This window comes from Paenibacillus sedimenti, from assembly GCF_014534655.1.
Lineage (GTDB): Bacteria > Bacillota > Bacilli > Paenibacillales > NBRC-103111 > Paenibacillus_E > Paenibacillus_E sedimenti.
In genome coordinates this window covers 695,010-714,666 of record NZ_JACVVD010000001.1, presented here as the reverse complement: position 1 = coordinate 714,666, position 19,657 = coordinate 695,010, and the positions used below count along the sequence as shown (strand labels likewise).

The following is a 19,657-nucleotide window of genomic DNA, read 5'->3' as shown; positions in this document are numbered from 1 at the left end:
GGACATATAGGGAAATTATAGCCGACACCCATATATCTGTATATCGCCGCAGGGACATTTCCCGGAATTGGCGGGAGTGATCAGAATAGGAATGACACCTTCGTCTTTTATTTGGGGAGACGATAGTATGTATCCGGCATGGGCTTGCTGCTCGGTACGATTCTGCTTGGCATCTTGACCTTCCGTGCGAAGGTTTTCCCTCGCTGGACGGTGCTCCTGATCGTCATTATGCTTATTTCGTTCGGGCTTCCCGGCTTTGAGAGATGGTTCGCCTTATTTTGGGGCGTTACCTATATGGCCGTGGGTTAACAAACAACCACAAGAAGGGCTGACCCATAAGTAGCTAAGCTACCCGGGTCAGCCCCTTCTTATTTGCGCATGGCAGCAGCATACGCCGCGGTAATGCACTAACGCTCATCCTGGTCGTTAATCGTAAAAGCCTTCCTAATGTTGTCCATAAATTCCCCAACCGCTTCGCTAACCTTAAGTGTCGTATCCTCTTCATCAGGTGTCGGAATCGTATCGTTGCTTCCATGATCAAAATAGTGGCTATTATCCATATCCAAATCCCTCCTGGTGATTATTGATGATGTAGTAATTTGCCAATTCAAAGGAAATCATGCATAACGATTTACTAATGTACGACATCTCAAAATTCTCACTTGCCTATTTCACACATTTGGAGTAACTTAAACTTATATGAACTTATATAAACCATTTTGAACAAACTAAAGGAGAGATTGAACATGGAAATGGATATTCGCTACGCTTCACACCCAAGAGAAGTGAAAAGTTTTGATACAAGTCGCCTGCGTGAAGAATTTTTAATTAACACGTTATTTGCAGCAAACGAAGTCAAAATGGTGTACTCGCATGTAGACCGCTTTATCGTTGGCGGCGTTGTTCCTGTTGACAAAGCACTTCAACTGGAAGCCAACAAAAAAGACATGGCAGCCGACTACTTTTTGGAGCGCCGCGAAATCGGCATCATCAATATCGGTGCTAGAGGTACCGTAACTGTAGACGGAACCGTGTACACGATGGATAACAAAGACGGCCTCTATATCGGTCTTGGCGCCAAAGAAATTACGTTTGCAAGCGATAACGCTGCAGAGCCGGCGAAATTCTATTTCAACTCTACGCCTGCTCATGCCACTTACCCGACAGTGAAAATCGCGATCAGCGAAGCTTCTCCGACTCACTTGGGCAGCATCACGAACTCCAACGAGCGCACCATCTACCGTTATATCCATACCGGCGGCGTGAAAAGCTGTCAGCTGGTTATGGGGATGACGCTGCTGAAACCGGGCAACATGTGGAACACAATGCCTTCACATACGCATAACCGCCGTTCCGAAGTTTACTTGTATTTCGATATGCCGGAAGACGGCGTTGTTTTCCATATGATGGGCGAACCGCAAGAAACTCGCCATCTCGTAATGCGCAATGAACAAGCTGCGATCTCCCCTAGCTGGTCCATTCACAGCGGCGTAGGCACAAGCAACTATACATTCATCTGGGGTATGGCCGGTGAAAATCAAATTTTCGAAGATATGGACGCCGTTGCCATGAAAGACTTAAAATAATCCGTATATCAACTTTAGAAACGGATGCGATTCACACCGATGAACCCTTTACGCAGATATGAAACCATCATGGAAATACTACTGGCACAAAAAGAAGTAACGGTAAACGAGCTTAGCGAGCGCCTGGCCGTCACCGGGAAAACGATCCGCGAAGATTTGGCGAAGCTCGAGGAAAAAGGGCTGCTCGTGCGGGTTCATGGCGGCGCCATGCTCGCACAGAGCGACCAGCTCGGCATTCTTTCAGCGAAGGAACCGATCGTCAAGCATGCGGACGAGAAGACGGAGATCGCCGAAATCGCGCTGCGTTACATCCAGCCCCGCGACATCATTGCGCTGGATGGCGGCAGCACGACGCTGGAGATCGCCAGGCGGCTCGATAATCAGCCGCTGACGGTAGTGACCAACGACTTGTACATCATCTCTGAGCTCGTGCACAAAGATGAAATCAGACTGGTCGTACCCGGAGGGTACCGCTTGCGCAATATGCTCGCAGGTCCCGAGGCTGCTGCCTACATCAGCAAGCTCAACATTCAAAAATCGTTCCTTTCCGCTACGGGTGTGCATTTGCAGCATGGTTTCACCATTTATACAAGCGATCTCGTCGACTACAAGCGGGCGCTGATTCAGTCTAGCGCGACCGTCTATGGCGTCGCCGATCACTTTAAATTCGGACAATGCGCATTAAGAACGTTTGCCGCTTTGTCTGAGGTTTCGATCATTCTAACCGACAGCGCGCTGCCTGCCGAAACTGCTGAACAATTCCGTCAGGCGGGCGTTCGCGTCGAAACTCAATAAGTACGAAAAAGGAGTGCCAATCATGAGTTTATTTGATTTGACAGGTAAAGTTGCTCTAGTAACAGGCGCTTCAGGCGGTCTGGGCCAAGCGATGGCTATCGGGCTTGCGGAAGCTGGAGCTAAAGTTATTGCCGTTTCTTCATCAGAAAGCGTGCAAACCGTAGAAGCGATTCGCGCATTAGGCGGACAGGCAGAGCTTATCGCCGCTGACTTGAGTAATGAAGATATCTTGGATGATGTTGTTAACAAAGCCGTTGGCATTTATGGCAGCATCGACATTCTTGTCAATAATGCAGGCATCATCCGCCGTACACCGGCTGTCGATCATGCCCGTCAAGATTGGCACGATGTGATTGATTTGAACTTAAATTCCGCCTTCTTCCTGTGCCAGCTTGTCGGCAGGCATATGCTGGAACGCGGAAGCGGCAAAATTATCAACATCGCTTCCATGCTCACCTACCAAGGCGGCATTAACGTGCCTGGTTATACGGCTAGCAAGCACGCGATTGCCGGCATTACCAAAGCGCTGGCCAATGAGTGGGCTGGAAAAGGCATCCAGATCAACGCAATCGCGCCTGGATATATGACGACGAACAATACGGCGCCGATCCTCAAGGATGAGAACCGTACGAAATCCATCACAGAACGCATCCCGGCCGGACGCTGGGGCTCGCCGGATGATCTTAAAGGTCCAGTCGTATTCTTGTCTTCTGCAGCTTCGGATTATATGAACGGACACGTGGTTTGCGTGGACGGCGGATGGATGGCGAGATAGATGGGCATCGGCACACTCGCTCATGCCGTCGGACAGCTGCCGCTTCACCAGCTGACAGCTAAACTAAGCGGTCGAGGCATCGATTTCGTGCAGCTTGCGCTTAGCAAAGCCATCGGCGATATCGATACGAGCCTCGGCAAGCTGAGCCCGGCTCTCGCCAATCACATTGGCGAGCAATTCAGCCGCGCCGGCCTGCGGATCGGCGTACTCGGCTGCTACATCAACCCGGTACATCCCGATCCCGAGCAGCGCCGCCATGATATTGACCGGTTCAAGGAGCATCTTCGCTTCGCGCGGGATTTCGGCACTTCAATTGTCGCCACGGAAACCGGCGATCTGCGCACCTATTTCGCTCAAGATTCCGAGCGATACGAGGAGATCGGCTGGTCCGTGCTTCGGCAAACCGTCGAAGAACTCGCCGAGGAAGCGGAACGCTGGGGTGTCTTCATCGGTCTGGAACCGGTGTTCACGCACACACTTTCCAGCTCGGAGAAGATGGCAAGAATTATGGAAGAAGTCCCTTCCAGCAATTTGGGTGTCGTATTTGATCCTGTAAACTTGCTCCCGCAAGATGCAATCGGCGATCAAGAAGCCTTTCTGGACCATGCCTTTGGGACTTTCGGCAGCCGTATCGTTCTCACACATTTGAAAGATGTGAGGGTACAAGGCGACAAGCTGGAACAAGTCCGCTCAGGCGCAGGCGTCTTCCAGACACAATCATTCCTCCATAAATTGCATAAGCACAAGCCAGGCATCGATATCTCCTTAGAGCAGCTTGCCGATGAAACGATTGACGAAACCATACAATATGTGAGAAGTCTTTTGCCATCCTAATCAAAATCCAAAAACCCCATTCGTACTCCGTTAGGAGGGAATGGGGTTTTGCTTTCTTACGCTTCAAGTATGGCTGGAGTTTGATTGCGTGACGTGAGAAGCCCTTTTCGTTGCCACCGCTTCCATGCCAGTATGGCACGAAACAGCTCATCGATCATAAAAGCGCCGAACACGCCGTATATGCCCCACCCAGCTGCTATGCCGAGCAAATAAGCGCCGGCCGTTGTCGTCAGCCACATGCCGAGCACGCTGATGACCGCAACGAACCTCGCTTCTCCGATTGAATTCAATGCGTTCGTGAGTGTATACGTCCAAATGCGTAGCGGCTGCCATACTAAGCAAAACGCGAATACAGGCAGTGCCGTCTCAATCACAGCTTGACTGGATGTGAACCAACCCATTGACACAGGGGCCGATGCCCAAGCTGCTAACGCGCCAAGAAACGAGACCGCCATCCCGACCCTTGCTCCATGATAAGGGCATGGATAGACAAGGTCATGCCGCCCGGCTCCATAGTACTGACTGACTTGAATTTGTACCGCAGCTCCTACCGCTGAGCCGATAACCCAAGGCAGCTGCTGAATCACGTTCATATACGTATAAGATGCAAGCTGCGTTTCCCCCAGTGAAGAGACAATGGAAAGTACGACGATCTGGGATATCCCCCATGAAAATGATGTGAAAATCGATGGCACACCGATGGAGAGCATTTCTTTTAACAAAGGCCTGTCGATCCCTTTCCAGTGAGTCCAACGCAAGCCGGGTTTCATAATCTGATAGAGCAGCCATAAGCAGCAGAGCAGCGCGACCGATCGGCTGGCTACCGTTGAAATGGAGACGCCGAGAATCCCTAATTCAGGAAATCCCATGAATCCGAAAATCAAAACCGAATTTGATCCTAGATGAATCAGATTCATGCCGACCGAGATCAGCATCGGACCGCGTGTATTGCCCGTACTGCGTATGACTGCCGAAGCACTAAGGTGGAGCAGCGTTACAAACATTCCGGCTCCCACGACTCTTAAATACGTAACAGCGTAATCGTGCACTTCGCCCGGAGCGTTCATCATTCGAATGATAGGTTCTGCGGCCGCGTACAAGATGAGGCTCATCACAATGCCGCCGTAGACGTTTAATTTCAACGTCATGAAGACCGTCTTACGAGCTTCATCCCTTTTCCCCGCTCCCCATTTTCTGGCAACAACAACGCCCGCGCCCGAGTTAATAAGGAAAAAAATCGTCATGATGGACTGTATGACTTGATTAGAAAGACCGACCGCCGACACCGCATTATCGCTAATATGGCTGACCATGAGTGAATCCAGCGTGCCCATCAGAAATTGAAGCAGCATTTCTATGGCAAGCGGCCAGGATAAATGCCATAAGGACAATCGCTTGGTATCGATTTCGGATTTACTTGGCATTTCTTCTTAGAATCCTTACACCAAAGTTCGAAAGCTCCACCGATTTTGAAAAGCTTTCCCCATTCAGAATATCCGCATAGTCCTTCTCGTCGAGCGACACCTTTTGTTCCTGATCCGTAAAATTGAGAAGGAAGACGAAGTCATGTATACCATCAGTACGAAGTTGAGCCGTAACACCTGCCGGAAGGTTAGTATCCAGCACACGCGTTACGCCTGCCTCCTTAATTAAAGTCCGATACAAGTCGTGATAAAAAGGTTCTTTGATGCGTGCTGCGATATAATAGGCCTTTCCTTTACCGAGCTTGTTCACGGTTAAAACCGGGCGGCCGGCATAAAAATCGCTCTTGTATTCAGCCAGCGCCTCTGCGCCCTCCAAATGGATAAGATCGCATAATTCGTGGATCTCGTATTCGCCCTTTAATGCTAATGCGTTATCATCCTTCATCAACGCGCCGTTGACGTCGCGATCATGCAGCCCTTCGAGTTCTTCCGACCAGATGCCGAGCGTTTTACGAAGCGGACCAGGGAAACCGCCCAAGAAGCACAGATCGTTCTCGTCGACGATACCGGACCAATAGGTGCAGACCAGCGTGCCCCCATTTTCGACAAAACGTTCGATGCGTTCCCCAACTCCGGGACGCACCAAATATAGCATTGGCGCGACAAGCAACTTGTACGCTGAGAAGTCGCAATCCATATCAATGATATCGACGGACACGCCCATATCCCAGAACGGTTTGTGATGTTTCCTTAAGGTTTCCTCATATTTGACCCCGATGTTTCGCGGACCTTGCGAATCTTTCACCGCCCAGCGGTTTTCCGTATCAAAGATGATAGCGACCTGCGGCTTGACTGATGTACCCACAATCTCATCCAGCTTCGACAACGCTTGGCCGACTTCCGTGACATCGCGGAAAACGCGCGTATGCTCATGCCCGGCATGATCGATAACCGCGCCGTGGAATTTCTCACTGGAGCCTCTGCTCTTGCGCCATTGGAAATATTGCACCGAGTCCGAACCGTGCGCTACAGCCTGAATCGAGGAGAGCAGGTGCATACCAGGTCGTTTCAGCTTGCTGACCGCTTGCCAGTTGGTCAAGCTCGGCGTGCTTTCCATCAGCAGGAAAGGCTTGCCTCCCTTGATCGAACGGAACATGTCATGGTTGAATCCGATCCATGCCGCTTGGTCATGTTCGTTGTCCGCATCGTGCCAAGTCGGATAAGAATCCCAGGAGATGAAGTCGAGCAGTTCGGCGAATTTCCAATAGTTGAGCCCCGAGAAACCGGCCACTTCCATAAAATTCGTTGTGATCGGAAGGCTCGGCGTAAGCTCCCGCAGCGGTTCCATCTCATGCCTGCAAAAATCGACTGTTTGATCGGTGACAAACCGTTTCCAGTCCAGATTTTGCGCATGCACTTGCGTCTCGCCATGCGGCGCCGGCGATTCAATCTGTGACCAGTCGGTGTACGTGTGGCTCCAGAAGGTCGTCCACCACGCATGATTCAGGGAGTCCAGCGTTTTGTATTTGTTTTGCAGCCAAACGCGGAATGCCTCCTGACAGTAAGGACAATGGCAATCGCCGCCGAATTCGTTGGAGATATGCCAGCCGATCACAGCTGGATGGTTCCCGTACCGCTCAGCCAGCTTGCGGTTCATCATCGCGACTTTCTCGCGGTACACCGGCGACGTATAACAATGATTATGACGGAACCCATGCAGGTTGCGTACACGGTTTGACGCTACGCGCAGTACTTCAGGATACTTGGCGGACATCCATGCAGGTCTCGCACCGCTCGGCGTTGCCAGAAACGCATAAATGCCGTTTGCCGCGAACCTGTCAATTAATTGATCCATCCATTCGAACGTAAACTTGCCTTCTTCCGGTTCCAGGGACATCCAGGAGAAAATGCCGACCGACATGACGTTGCACTCGGACAGCTTCATCAATCGGATATCTTCCTGCAAAATTTCCGGGTAAGCCAGCCACTGATCCGGATTATAGTCACCGCCATGCAGCATGCGGGGAACTTTCGTAGTCGGGTTATATTTCATCGTCAAATTCAATCCGCCTTTCAAATCGTTTTTCGAAATGCATCAAGATATGCAAAACAGCGCAGCGGATCGCTGTCAACGGACGCCTTATGTTCATCCGTTAGAGAAGCCTCCGCCGCGCTTATTGCGTGCTATTTGGTTGCCTTATTTCTTTTGAGCCGCCAGGAATTCCGCAATTTGACGGTTCATTTCATCCATAATTTTCTTGCTTCCCGCTTCTTCCAAACGCTTTCTAACTTCCTTCACTTCCGTATCTACGTCGGATTTCACGACTCCAAACGTTAGAGGTTTCACATATTGAGTCAGCACGTTACCTACAGCTGCAAGCTCATTTTTCACTTTACTGTCGTCAAAGTTGAAAGATTGGAGCGGCGCAGTGATCGCCGTCTTCAGCATGTTATCGCGAAGCTCGTTATAGTTCGGAATACCGCCTTCGATCGCCCGAACCAGCTTGTCATCGCGCCATCCCCAAGGGCATGCGCCCTCCGGCTGGAAGTTCACGCTGTCAGGCAGCAGCTTGATGCTTTTGCCGTCGGCTGCAAGGTCATAATGCTTGCCTTTGATGCCATAGAACGTCAGATCGAAATAGCGCGGATCGTTACGGAACAAATCGAGCATCATTAGCGCGCGCTCCGGGTTTTTGGAGTTTTTGTTGATCGCGACGCCGTTTTGAATGAAAGGCTTCAAGTCAACCGGGTTGCCGAAGTTGGTGTCGGCTGCAACAACTTTCCATTCCGGATGTTCTTTGCTTACAGTCGTATACAAGGAGTTCATCGTCGAAAGGTTGCCGCCAACGACAGCTGCTTTACCGTTCTTGAACGCATCGTTGTCTGTCGTTTTATTCACTACAGCACTCTTTGACCAGTAGCCTTTGTTCGCCCACTCTGCAGATACTTTCACGCCTTCAACGAACTGTTCCGTATCATAGTAAGATACAGCCTTGCTATCTTTATCTGTTGCATTATACCAAACGGACAGGTTTCCGGCTCCGCCGATTTCGAACCAGTTTTTCATCTTATCTTTAGGCATGTATTGCGTGAAACCGACCCACTGTAAACCGGCTCCGTTAATTGGGAGAAGACCTTTTTCGCCTTTTGCTACGGCTTCAAAGTATTTACCCATGTTCATCGGAGTCGACGACACGTCTTTTACATCCAGATTATACTTCTCAAGAAGATCTCCGCGGAAGAGCGTGATGACGCCTTGAATTTCTTTGAAATTCATAGGAAGCATGAATGTCTTTCCATTTAACTTAGCTTGCTCGTAGGATTCCGGATACATGCTTGCCGCTGTTTTCGGCGCATACTGGTTCAGCATATCCTTTGTAATTTCAAGAAACCCGCCTTTGGTAGCCTGAGTGTTATACTGCGCCCAGTTCGCCGTATAGATCAAATCGAAATCTTCGCCCGATGCGAACAGCAGCGGATATTTTTGCTGCCAATCGCCCCAGGACAAGAAGCTCACGTCCACAGTCGCGTTAATGTCCTGCTTGAGCAGCTTGTTCACTTCGCCATAGACCAGGTCGAAATCCTTAGGCTTGTCTCCGAGCAAATACATTTTTAATTTAACTTCTTTAGAGGTGTCTGCTTTTTTCGCTGCTGCCGCGGTTGGCGCCGCAGTTTGCCCAGCCGGTTCTGTCGTCTTGGCCGGTTCGGGTGTTTTAGAAGATGAGCATCCTGCCAAGGCGAGCGTCAAAACCATCGGAACAGCGACAAGGCTTTTCCAATTCAGGCTTTTTTTCATGTTTTGTTTCCCCTCTCAATGTATATGTGCTTATATATGATAAATCGGTGAATCCGAGTTTATCCTTTAACGGCGCCGATCGTGATTCCTTTAACAAAATAACGCTGCACGAACGGATAAAGAAGAATGGTAGGTCCTGTAGCAACTAAGGTCATGGCCATTTTATAAGCATCAGTTGGCATCGTCGGCGTTGAAATGCCCGCTTGCGCAATCGCTGCGCTCATGAATTCCAGCTTGCTTAAAATCTGGTACAGAAAATATTGCAGACTGTACAACTTCTCATTATCCATGAAAAGCATGGAATTGAACCAATCGTTCCAGTAGTTCAGCGCGATGAACAGACCGATGGTCGCCAGTGCCGACTGAAGTAGCGGAAGAATGAGCCGGAAAAAAATCGTAAAGTCTCCTGCACCGTCAATTTTGGCCGATTCCTTAATGGCCTCGGGTATTGCGCTTACGAAACTTCGCATAATCAATATATAGAACACATTCAGCAGAAGCGGAACGATCAAGGCGAGCAGGTTGTTTTTCAGGTCCAAATATTTGACGATCATAATATACCAAGGAACAAGTCCGCCGCTGAACAATGTCGTAAAGTAAAAGTAGAACGAAAAATGGTTGCGGTACTTGAAATCCTGACAGTTCAGTACGTAAGCCGTCATTGCGGTGAGAAAAAGGCCTATTGACGTGCCGACAACTGTAACTACGATGGATACGCCATATGCTCGGAGCAGCTTATCGGCTGATCCGAACAAGATTTGATAGGCTTCCAGCGTGAATGCGCTAGGTACGAGCCGATAACCCTCCTGCAAAATCAGTTCCTGCGGCGTAAACGAGCCGGTAATGACCATAACAAACGGAAGAATGCAAAGCAAAGCGAAAAATCCGATGAGTGTATAGCCGATTATATTAAACCATAATCGATCATATTGAATGCGTACTGGCATGGGGTTACCTCCTTTTAAAATAACGCGTTGTCTTTATCCACTTTTCTGACGATCGCATTCACGCTAATAATGATGATGAACGACAGAACCGATTGATAAACGCCGGCAGCCGATGACATTCCGAATTCCTGAATATTTAACAGGGAACGAACGACGAACGTATCAATGACATCCGTTGCATCGAAGACGAGTCCGTTTTCGCCTACAACCTGATAGAATAGCTGGAAGTCGCCTCTCACAATATTTCCGACGGATAGCAGCAGCAATATGATGATCGTCGGCACAAGCGCCGGCAATGTAATGAGCCTGATACGCTGAAAAATATTCGCGCCGTCAATTTCAGCAGCTTCGTAGGTTTCATGATCGATGTTCATGATGGCCGCCAAGTAGAAGACCGTTCCGTATCCAACCGATTTCCAGGCCGAAAAGAAGATCAGAATAAATACCCAAGCGGTCGGATTCGAATATACATCGACGGCTTCCATGCCGATTGATTTCAAGAACGTGTTGACCGAGCCTAATTCGAAGTTAAACAGATTATACACGAAGGCGCCGACGACGACCCAGGAGATAAAATAGGGAAGAAATAAGGCGGACTGCAAAAATTTCCGCATGTGCTTTCCTGCAATTTCTGCTAAAATAATCGCAAATACGATTTCAAGCCCGTTATTAATGATGATGAATGCCGTATTGTAGAGGATCGTATTCATCGTCACCTTATAAAGCTGTCCCGATTCGAAAAAATACTTAAAATTATCAAGTCCCACCCATGGACTTCCGAAGATACCATCCGTATAATTGTACTGTTTGAACGCAATCACGATCCCGGCCATAGGCAGATACGCCATGACGAAGAAAAAAAGAACAGCAGGCAATAGCATAAGCAATTTTACCTTATTTTTACGAATCTCTCCGATAAATCCGCGTCCGATCATATTCATCTCGCAACCTCTCTTCCTTGGTGTCCAATTCTTATCTAGTTCTTTATCTGGTTCTATCATAAGCCCTGGCAGCATCTTGGAACATACGACAAAACTATAATAGTGAGTAAAATTCAACACGATTTATCGGAGGCGACCAGCATGTTAAAACTTCTTATTGTTGATGATGAACAAATAACGCGGGACGGGCTGTTGCATTACATTCCGTGGCGCGAGCTGGGGATAGGAATAGTCAAGGCTGCCGAGGATGGTTTGCAAGCGCTTCAAATCAGCGATTCATTCAAACCGGATATCGTGCTGACCGATGTCAAAATGCCCCGAATGGACGGGATCCAATTCGCCATAAAGCTGAAGGAAGCGCTCCCGCAATGCAAAGTGATTTTTTTAAGCAGTTACGCAGATAAACCGTACTTGAAATCAGCGATTCAACTGCAGGCTCTTGAATATTTGGAGAAACCGGTCAATCTGGAGGAAATTAAGAAACATGTCCGCGAGGCCGTTTCGATTTGTCTGGAAGAGCAAGCCCGGCGGTTAAAGGAATCGGCGATTGAGCTGCAGCTGAATAAAAGCTTGACGCTGCTTCGCGAGGAATTTGCCCTGAAGCTGATCAGCAAACCGCTAGCTCAAACCGAACTAGACGAGTCTTTTCAGCTTGTTGGCATTGAGCTGCCGATGGGAGCGGCGAATGTGACGGTCGTCGTCAAAATGCTTGGCGCCGAAGATGCTTCCCTGCAGCTTCTCCATGCTAACAAGAAAGCGATTTTCGAACAAATCGAAACGATTTTTGATGAATTCGACATGGGCTGCATTTGTGCTTTCAAAGATTTGCATCATCTGATCGTACATGCGTACGGTAAGAAGCTGACACATACGAATCAGCTGGTGAACCCGATCCATCGCGTACGTACCGTGCTCCTGTCATACACAGGCGCAGCGAATAAGACATTTACCGGGATCGGGCAACTCGTATACCGTGCCCAGCATATACTCGAATCTTACCAGACGGCTATCGTCGCACTGCAGCGCCAGTTTTTTCTCGGCTATAACCAAGTGCTCGCCTATCGGGAATTGGAGCCAAACAAACGATCACATTCACTTGATGAATCCTTGATCGAACAGTTCGCTGCGCATCTTGCATCGGAACAGAAAGAAGAAGCCTTTTCCATCATCAAGCAGGTGACCAATGACATTCAAGAAACCGAAGATACGCTTGTTAACAGCACCAAAAACTTTTACTTTAAGCTTCTTATGAATGTGTACCAGATTGCGGACAAAAAGAATGTGCCGCTTACGGAGGAAGGCGGACACGAGCAGTTTCTGTGGAATATGATCACGGAGCTTCATACGATTCACGAAGTCGAGCAATACGTACTCGAAAAGCTTGCGAGTTTCTTCCGGTATTTAGAGCACAAAGAACAGGAAGGCTCTATTGCCCTCAGCATCCAAAAGCATGTGCGAGCGCATGTCGATAACCCGGAGCTATCGATCAAATCGATCTCCGAGGCATTGTTTTTAACGCCTAACTATTTAAGCCTCCAGTTTAAAAAGGAAACGGGTTCTACGATTAACCAATATATTACCGAACTGCGGATTGAGCGGGCGCAAGAGCTCCTGCGGGACCGGTCGCGCAAGCTTTACGAAATCGCTGTGCTGGTAGGCTTCCAGGATGCCAACTACTTCGCCAAAACATTCAAGAAACTGACGGGGATGACGCCTTCCGAATACAAGGAGAAGTACGCATGAGCCTTGGACAAGCCTACAGAAACTTAAAGCTAAAGCATAAATTAATGTTGCTGAATTCCTTGCTCATCCTGATTTCACTCAGCATTCTTTCCTATATGTCCTATAAACAAGGATCGGAGCGAGTCAACACTGAAGTACTGTTTTCTACAAAGCAAGTGCTCGAACAAACCGACTCCTTCCTTACGTATAAGCTTGGAAAAATCATCGAAATATCCGACAGCATCGTACTCGACAGCCACATGAATGACATGCTATCCCGTCCGGTTGACCAATACAGTTTATCGGAACAATTGCGAGATTTTCAAAATTTGTCGTTGAACTTCTCGTCTTTTCAAAAGGTCGATGATATCGTTCGAATTCGACTATTCATCCATGACGATCTTATTTATTCGAATGAGGAACAAATGTTTTTTAAGCTCAGCGAGTTCACCCAGTCCCCTCTTCAGCAGCTTCTGCTTGATAACGTCGGCAAAATGAAATGGATTGACGATACGCAAGCGATTCCAGCGCTTAGGGATCCGGAACAAAAAACGATCCACTCCATCCGGTTTGTCAAAAACTTCAGTGCCCTCGACGATAAAGTCGGCGTGCTCAACGTCGATATCCGCGAGGATATGCTGCAGGAAATCGTAAAACGCGCCAATACGACGCAAAATGGAGTTGCCTACTTGCAGAACGCTAACGGGACAGTGATCGTCAGTTCCAATGAGACCAATCTGCAACGATGGCTCCTGGATTATCCGACCGTTCAGCATATCGCGAGTAAAAGCGATCCATGGCAGACGCTGAGCCGCGGCGGCGAAAATGTGCTCGTCGGATCGAAAGCGATTAAAGGCACAGATTGGCAGCTTGTCACCGTCTTACCGCTGCAGGAAATGTATTCGTCCAGCGCCAAGCTGAGAAATCAGACCTTGCTGATCATGGCCATTCTGGTCGTTGCCGCCAACCTCTGCTCGTACGTCATCTCCAGCTCGATTACGAACCGGATCGCAGTCGTCATCCGTAAAATGCGAAAGGTGCAAAGCGGCGAGTTGGATACGGTTAAAGTGGAAGCGACGCGCGATGAGGTCGGTGAGCTGGTGGAGAACTTTAATTACATGGTGGGACGGATGAAGCTGTTTATCGAAGAGCAGTACAAGCTGGGACAAGAGGCTAAAAATGCGGAACTGAAGGCGCTTCAATCGCAGATCAACCCTCACTTCTTGTACAACACGCTCGATTTGATCAATTGGACGGCCATTAAACACCAGGTGCCGGACATCCCCGAAATCGTGCAGGCGCTAAGCCAGTTCTATAAAATCAGCCTGAACAAAGGCGATGAATTGATTTCCGTCGAGAACGAGCTGAAACACGTCCAGCTTTATGTGGACATCCAGAACAAGCGGTTCGGGAACTCGATTCTGTTTCATAGCGATGTAGATGAAAGTCTGTATGACTGTACCATGCTCAAGATTACGCTGCAGCCGATCGTGGAGAACGCAATCCTGCATGGGATTAAGGAAAATGGTTCCCGGCACGGCGCAGGCGAGATCTTCATCCATTCCTATATGGAGAACGATACGATGGTTTTGTGCGTGGAGGATAACGGCATCGGGATGCCTGCAGAAATGGTGGACCGCTTCAACCGTAACGACTTCCATGATAAAAAAGAAGGATATGGCATTAAAAACATTAACCATCGAATTAAGCTATTCTATGGCGAGCAATACGGTCTTCACTTTCGAAGCAGCCCTGGTAAAGGGACGACTGTCGAAATTCGCATGCCGGCTGTTCCGCTGGAAGAGGCCATTTAATATAGAACCGCCCCTTAACACGTCGCTAAGGGGCGGTTCTTTTACTTTCACAAAATGCGCGCCGTAAACATCGATCTTGCCACACGCGTGCCATTCGCTACAATTTCCATATCGATCTTACAAAATCTGCGGCTCATCTCCACGATGGACGGCACAATTTCGATGACATCATCGATTTGCAGAGGAACCAAAAAATAGCTCGAGGAGCTGTCAAGGATGAGGTCACCTTTTTTCTGCTCTTGAACCGTCCGATAGGCCGCTCGAATCATGATTGTGGTTAGTATACCCTCTGAGACCAGTCCTTCGAAACTGGTCATTTGCGGTGTGACAACCCCTTTAAAATACAGCTTGCCTTCGGCATCCCGCAGCTCTTCGATGCCCGCATAGATTTGCACCTCAAACGTCTCGGCGTTTTGCGGTTGTCTTTGCATGTGCTGCATCGCCTTCATGACATCTTTGCGGGATATAACCCCGATCATTTTTCGATCCGTGTCGATGACGGGCAACAATTCAATCCCTTCCCACACCATCATGTGGCCTGCAGAGGCCACGGATGTTTTTATGCTGATCATAAGCGGATTCGGCGTCATCAACGACCCGATGGGTTGAGTAGGCTTCGCGCCGATAATGTCTTTGGTCGTAATCATGCCGACAGGCATCTGATGCTCGTCGACCACAGGATATCTCGTATGCGTCGTTTCCTCGACGAGTTTTTGCATTTCTTTGACCGTATTCGTGGCTAGTAGTGAATACACAGGACTATCTTGACGTACGATATCCTCCACGATCATGATCTTTTTCTTAATGAGCCGATCTTCCATAGCGCGGTTGATCATGGTCGCAACGGTAAACGTATCGAACGAACTGCCGATGATGGGCAACTGCAATTCATCAGCCAGCTCTTTCACTTCGGGTGTCGTGTCGAATCCACCAGTGATTAGTACGCCTGCCCCCTGACTTAGCGCGCACATATGAGCTTGCACCCGGTTTCCGACAATGAGGAGATTGCCGGATTCTATATATTTGAGCATCGCTTCCAGCTGCATAGCGCCAATGACGAATTTATTCAGCGATTTGTTGATGCCTGTGACCCCGCCCAATACAACGCCTTCCACCACATTCACGATTTCAGCGAACGTTAATTTATCAATAACCGGCTCTTCTTTCTTCTCCATTCGAATGGTGCCGATACGCCTTTTCGTACTGACCAGCCCGATATTCTCAGCTTCCTTGATGGCGCGATAGGCCGTTCCCTCGCTCACATCGAGGTCCTGCGCGATTTGCCGAACGGATAGCTTCGTACCGACGGGCAAAGATTCAATATATTTCGTAATTTGTTCATGTTTCGTATGGAGCTCCGAGTGGCCCGAATTCATTGTTCACACCTCGCTGAACTGTTCTATAACATTTAACAATTATAATACAGTACAACGAAAAAAGACAGGAGCCTTCAACAAGGCCCTGTCCTTTGTTCAAATATATCGGTACCCCTGCTCGGTTAAAAAGGACTCAAATTCCGACGACACCGTCATCTGTGTAAAAAGCGCGCCAGCCAGATCAAACTTTCTTTGCTGGAGTTCCTCCTCGCCAAGCTGCGTTTTGATCTTCTCCATTTCGTCAAATTGAATTTGTTGGAATAGATCCGCCGTAACTTCGCGCCCGTCTTCCATAATCCCTTTGGGATGATGAACCCACTGCCACAGCTGGGCGCGGGATATTTCTGCTGTAGCCACGTCTTCCATCAAATTATGGATGGGAACGGCGCCGAAGCCCCGCAGCCAAGCTTCTAAGTATTGTATCCCTACGCTGACGTTCGTCCGAATTCCCTTCTCCGTAATCGGTCCTTGCGGCACCTCCAGCAGTTGACTTGCCGTAATTCGGATGTCCGGAAGCTGTCGTTCCACTTGGTTCGCTGCCGGCATATGCTCGTCAAACACCGCTTTCGCCACAGGCACCAGCCCCGGATGCGCCACCCACGTACCGTCATGGCCGTTCATCACCTCGCGAAGCTTATCGGCCCTTACTTTCGCCATTGCCTCAACATTAGCTTGCGGGTCGTTCTTCACGGGAATCTGTGCAGCCATCCCGCCGATACAGGGCGCGTGGCGCTTATGGCATGTTTGAATGGCGAGCAGCGAGTAAGCTTTCATAAAAGGCGACTCCATCGTGACCAGTGCGCGGTCCGGAACGATCACATGCGGCTGCTTCCGCAGCTTTTTGATATAACTGAAAATATAGTCCCAACGGCCGCAGTTCAGGCCGGCGCTATGCTCGCGAAGTTCATACAATATTTCATCCATTTCAAAAGCGGCGACAATCGTTTCGATCAGCACGGTTGCTTTGATCGTGCCTTGCGGGATGCCGAGCCTCTGCTGGGCAAATACGAACACGTCATTCCAAAGTCGCGCTTCATGATGGCTTTCCAGCTTCGGCAAGTAAAAATACGGGCCGCTTCCTTGCTGAATCAACTCTTTCGCATTATGAAAAAAGAAAAGTCCAAAATCAAACAACGAACCTGATATAGCCTTACCGTCAACAAGCATGTGCTTCTCTTCGAGATGCCAACCGCGAGGACGAACTTTCAATACAGCGGCGCGGTCCAGCAACCGGTAAATTTTCCCTTCAGGACTTGAGAATGAAATTGTTCTGCGAACGGCATCCTGCAAGTTCACTTGCCCTTGTACCGTGTTCTCCCATGTCGGTGAGTTAGCGTCTTCAAAATCGGCCATATAGACGAACGCTCCCGAGTTGAAGGCGTTAATTACCATTTTACGGTCGCCGGCTGGGCCTGTAATCTCGACGCGCCGGTCTTGAAGATCGGCAGGAATCGGGGCAACATGCCAATCGCTTTCGCGGATATGTGCCGTTTCTTCCATAAAATCCGGCAGTTCGCCGGCGTCAATACAGCTTTGTCTCAAGCTGCGCTGCTCCAGAAGCTCGCGCCTTCTGGCTCCGAACGTTCGCTCTAGCTCTGCTGCGAATTCCAATGCTTCCGGGGTAAGAATCTGCTCTCCACGGTTAGAAGAGCCTCGAAGCTCTATCCCCATTGGCAGTGTTTGATCGATCAATGACCTCATCTCCTTTGATTGGTGACCTCAATGGGCAAATTGTTCCGCTTCCGTCGAGCCGGAGAGCGCCGTTGTCGAAGAAGTACCGCTCGTAATGACTTGAGACACCTCGTCAAAGTACCCCGTTCCTACCTCACGCTGATGGCGTGTCGCTTCATAACCGCGGGCCTCGCTTGCGAACTCCGACTGTTGGAACTGGGAGTAAGCCGCCATGCCGCGTTCTTTATAATCGTTTGCAAGCTCAAACATGCTGTGATTCAACGCATGGAAGCCTGCCAGTGTCACGAACTGGAACTTATAGCCCAGCTTGCCGAGCTCTTTTTGGTATTTGGCGATCGTCGGTTCATCAAGTTTTTTCTTCCAATTGAATGAAGGCGAGCAGTTGTAGGCGAGCAGCTTACCCGGAAATTTCGCATGAATCGCTTCAGCAAAACGCCTTGCTTCCTCCAAATTCGGCTCCGACGTCTCGCACCAGACCATATCCGCATATGGCGCATAAGCAAGGCCTCGGGAAATCGCTTGATCGAGACCCTCATTTACATAGAAGAAACCTTCAGGAGAGCGCTCGCCGGTGAGGAACGGCTTATCATTATCATCGATATCGCTTGTAAGCAGACTAGCCGCATTCGCGTCCGTCCTTGCGATCAGCACCGTCTCAACACCCATCACATCAGCCGCCAGCCTTGCTGCGATCAGGTTTCTAACTGCCTGTTGTGTCGGCAGAAGCACTTTGCCTCCCAAGTGACCGCATTTCTTTTCGGAAGACAGCTGATCCTCGAAATGGACGGCTGCCGCTCCCGCTTCAATCATGCTTTTCATGAGCTCGAATACGTTGAGAGGACCGCCGAACCCTGCTTCCGCATCAGCGACGATCGGAAGGAAGAAATCAATTCCGCCTTTTCCTTCGGCATGCTGAATTTGATCGGCTCGCTGCAAGGCCTGATTAATTCTTTTTACAACGCTCGGTACGCTGTTCGCAGGATAAAGACTTTGATCGGGATACATATGACCGGATAAGTTCGCATCTGCGGCTACTTGCCAACCGCTTAAATAAATCGCTTTAAGGCCTGCTTTTGCTTGCTGTACAGCTTGATTCCCTGTAAGCGCTCCGAGCGCCGGCACATAATCTTCCTCGTTGACCCGCTTCCAGAACTTGCATGCGCCCTGCTCAGCCAGCGTCTGTTCGATCATCACTGATCCGCGGAGACGGAGAACATCATCTGCGGTGTAAGGACGTGTCACCCCTTCGAATCGTTTGGAATTCCAGCTTGCTTGCAATTGTTCCCTTTGACGTTGTTGGCTCATGCTTATTACACTCCTTTAATTGAGTTTGGATAGCTTAAAAGGATACGTCCAGAAATCCGCTGCCTCCACAAACGGGACAGGTGTTCGGCCACAGTACGCGGTCTTTACCGAAATTCATGCTGTTCCCCTCTTTTTGAAATTGTTCATCCGTACTTCTTATTTCTTCCAAATCCCCATTACCTTGACATGTTGGACAATCCATTGTTGTCTCCTCCTTCAATGTATTAATACAATTCGTTGTTATTAATATAATATATAACACATTGTCTGCTATTGTTCAATACTGTTTTATAAAATTATATATTTTTTTATTTTTTATATAATATTTCCGGTGCTCAATATTTAAACTTTGCTACAATCTACTGGACACTATCCCATTCACTCAGAAACAAATTCAGCCCTAACCAATTACGACCAGGTTTTCTTCTAGGTTTTCTTCCAGAATGAATGGCAGACCTCAAACTTAACGCTGAAAAACAGCGTTATTACGCCGCCTTTGCCCTACAGAGTACATTAACACGATTTTCCCGATTAATCTTTGGATTCTAGAGCATAGTGAGCGCAAGTAAACCAACAGTCTCGGCTCTGAGCCGAGGGGATAGTGGGGCTTAGCACTCCTTCATTAACAGTACTTAACCGTAGGGGATAAC

Annotated in this window: 17 protein-coding genes; 7 read left to right on the top strand and 10 right to left on the bottom strand. The window is 48.9% G+C overall.

Annotated elements, in window-relative coordinates; translation table 11 throughout:
* Window positions 1-138 precede the first annotated feature (138 nt).
* Window positions 139-309 carry a hypothetical protein gene (locus ICC18_RS02545; protein ID WP_188172796.1) on the top strand — a complete coding sequence of 57 codons (171 nt, stop codon included), beginning with the start codon at window positions 139-141 and terminating at the stop codon, window positions 307-309.
* Window positions 310-407: 98 nt separating this feature from the next.
* On the opposite strand, the gene ICC18_RS02540 is transcribed toward ICC18_RS02545, so the two are convergent.
* Window positions 408-560, bottom strand: coding sequence for a hypothetical protein (locus ICC18_RS02540; RefSeq protein ID WP_188172795.1), 153 nt, complete (start codon window positions 558-560; stop codon window positions 408-410).
* A gap of 192 nt (window positions 561-752) precedes the next feature.
* Between ICC18_RS02540 and kduI the strand changes: the two genes are divergently transcribed.
* Genes kduI through ICC18_RS02520 form a run of 4 tightly spaced genes read left to right on the top strand, consistent with a single transcriptional unit; the run spans window position 753 to window position 3,990 of the window.
* Complete coding sequence (gene kduI, locus ICC18_RS02535; protein WP_188173205.1) at window positions 753-1,586, top strand: 5-dehydro-4-deoxy-D-glucuronate isomerase; 834 nt, start codon at window positions 753-755, stop codon at window positions 1,584-1,586.
* Window positions 1,587-1,625: 39 nt separating this feature from the next.
* Window positions 1,626-2,381 carry a DeoR/GlpR family DNA-binding transcription regulator gene (locus ICC18_RS02530; RefSeq protein WP_188172794.1) on the top strand — a complete coding sequence of 252 codons (756 nt, stop codon included), beginning with the start codon at window positions 1,626-1,628 and terminating at the stop codon, window positions 2,379-2,381.
* Between the two features lie 22 nt (window positions 2,382-2,403).
* Window positions 2,404-3,156 carry a 2-dehydro-3-deoxy-D-gluconate 5-dehydrogenase KduD gene (gene kduD / locus ICC18_RS02525; RefSeq protein WP_223192260.1) on the top strand — a complete coding sequence of 251 codons (753 nt, stop codon included), beginning with the start codon at window positions 2,404-2,406 and terminating at the stop codon, window positions 3,154-3,156.
* A complete protein-coding gene (locus ICC18_RS02520; protein WP_188172793.1) occupies window positions 3,157-3,990 on the top strand; it encodes a sugar phosphate isomerase/epimerase family protein in 834 nt (277 codons plus the stop codon).
* 56 nt (window positions 3,991-4,046) lie between these two features.
* Here the strand turns inward: ICC18_RS02520 and ICC18_RS02515 are convergent, their stop codons facing one another.
* The 5 genes from ICC18_RS02515 to ICC18_RS02495 all read right to left on the bottom strand — a co-directional run bounded on the left by ICC18_RS02515 (window position 4,047) and on the right by ICC18_RS02495 (window position 11,098).
* On the bottom strand, window positions 4,047-5,414 hold the full coding sequence (locus ICC18_RS02515) for an MATE family efflux transporter (protein WP_188172792.1): 1,368 nt from the start codon (window positions 5,412-5,414) through the stop codon (window positions 4,047-4,049).
* Window positions 5,404-7,467, bottom strand: coding sequence for a beta-galactosidase (locus ICC18_RS02510; protein WP_282559195.1), 2,064 nt, complete (start codon window positions 7,465-7,467; stop codon window positions 5,404-5,406). Before ICC18_RS02510 ends, ICC18_RS02515 begins: the two co-directional genes overlap by 11 nt.
* Window positions 7,468-7,611: 144 nt before the next feature.
* A complete protein-coding gene (locus ICC18_RS02505; RefSeq protein ID WP_188172791.1) occupies window positions 7,612-9,210 on the bottom strand; it encodes an ABC transporter substrate-binding protein in 1,599 nt (532 codons plus the stop codon).
* A 59-nt stretch (window positions 9,211-9,269) separates the two neighbouring features.
* On the bottom strand, window positions 9,270-10,157 hold the full coding sequence (locus ICC18_RS02500) for a carbohydrate ABC transporter permease (RefSeq protein ID WP_188172790.1): 888 nt from the start codon (window positions 10,155-10,157) through the stop codon (window positions 9,270-9,272).
* Between the two features lie 14 nt (window positions 10,158-10,171).
* The gene (locus ICC18_RS02495; RefSeq protein WP_376745597.1) at window positions 10,172-11,098 is read right to left on the bottom strand and encodes an ABC transporter permease; all 927 of its coding nucleotides are present in this window, start codon (window positions 11,096-11,098) and stop codon (window positions 10,172-10,174) included.
* 141 nt (window positions 11,099-11,239) lie between these two features.
* Between ICC18_RS02495 and ICC18_RS02490 the strand changes: the two genes are divergently transcribed.
* Together ICC18_RS02490 and ICC18_RS02485 are read left to right on the top strand one after the other, a co-directional pair.
* Window positions 11,240-12,841 (top strand): response regulator, encoded by a 1,602-nt coding sequence (locus ICC18_RS02490; protein WP_188172789.1) that lies wholly within the window; start codon window positions 11,240-11,242, stop codon window positions 12,839-12,841.
* Window positions 12,838-14,634 (top strand): cache domain-containing sensor histidine kinase, encoded by a 1,797-nt coding sequence (locus tag ICC18_RS02485; RefSeq protein ID WP_188172788.1) that lies wholly within the window; start codon window positions 12,838-12,840, stop codon window positions 14,632-14,634. Before ICC18_RS02490 ends, ICC18_RS02485 begins: the two co-directional genes overlap by 4 nt.
* A 47-nt stretch (window positions 14,635-14,681) precedes the next feature.
* Here the strand turns inward: ICC18_RS02485 and ICC18_RS02480 are convergent, their stop codons facing one another.
* The 4 genes from ICC18_RS02480 to ICC18_RS02465 all read right to left on the bottom strand — a co-directional run bounded on the left by ICC18_RS02480 (window position 14,682) and on the right by ICC18_RS02465 (window position 19,209).
* On the bottom strand, window positions 14,682-16,010 hold the full coding sequence (locus ICC18_RS02480; RefSeq protein WP_188172787.1) for a DRTGG domain-containing protein: 1,329 nt from the start codon (window positions 16,008-16,010) through the stop codon (window positions 14,682-14,684).
* Window positions 16,011-16,106: 96 nt separating this feature from the next.
* On the bottom strand, window positions 16,107-17,711 hold the full coding sequence (aceB, locus tag ICC18_RS02475; RefSeq protein ID WP_188172786.1) for a malate synthase A: 1,605 nt from the start codon (window positions 17,709-17,711) through the stop codon (window positions 16,107-16,109).
* 18 nt (window positions 17,712-17,729) lie between these two features.
* Window positions 17,730-19,007: an isocitrate lyase gene (gene aceA, locus ICC18_RS02470; RefSeq protein ID WP_188172785.1), complete on the bottom strand. Its 1,278-nt coding sequence runs from the start codon at window positions 19,005-19,007 to the stop codon at window positions 17,730-17,732.
* Window positions 19,008-19,041: 34 nt separating this feature from the next.
* Complete coding sequence (locus ICC18_RS02465; protein WP_188172784.1) at window positions 19,042-19,209, bottom strand: hypothetical protein; 168 nt, start codon at window positions 19,207-19,209, stop codon at window positions 19,042-19,044.
* Window positions 19,210-19,657 lie beyond the last annotated feature (448 nt).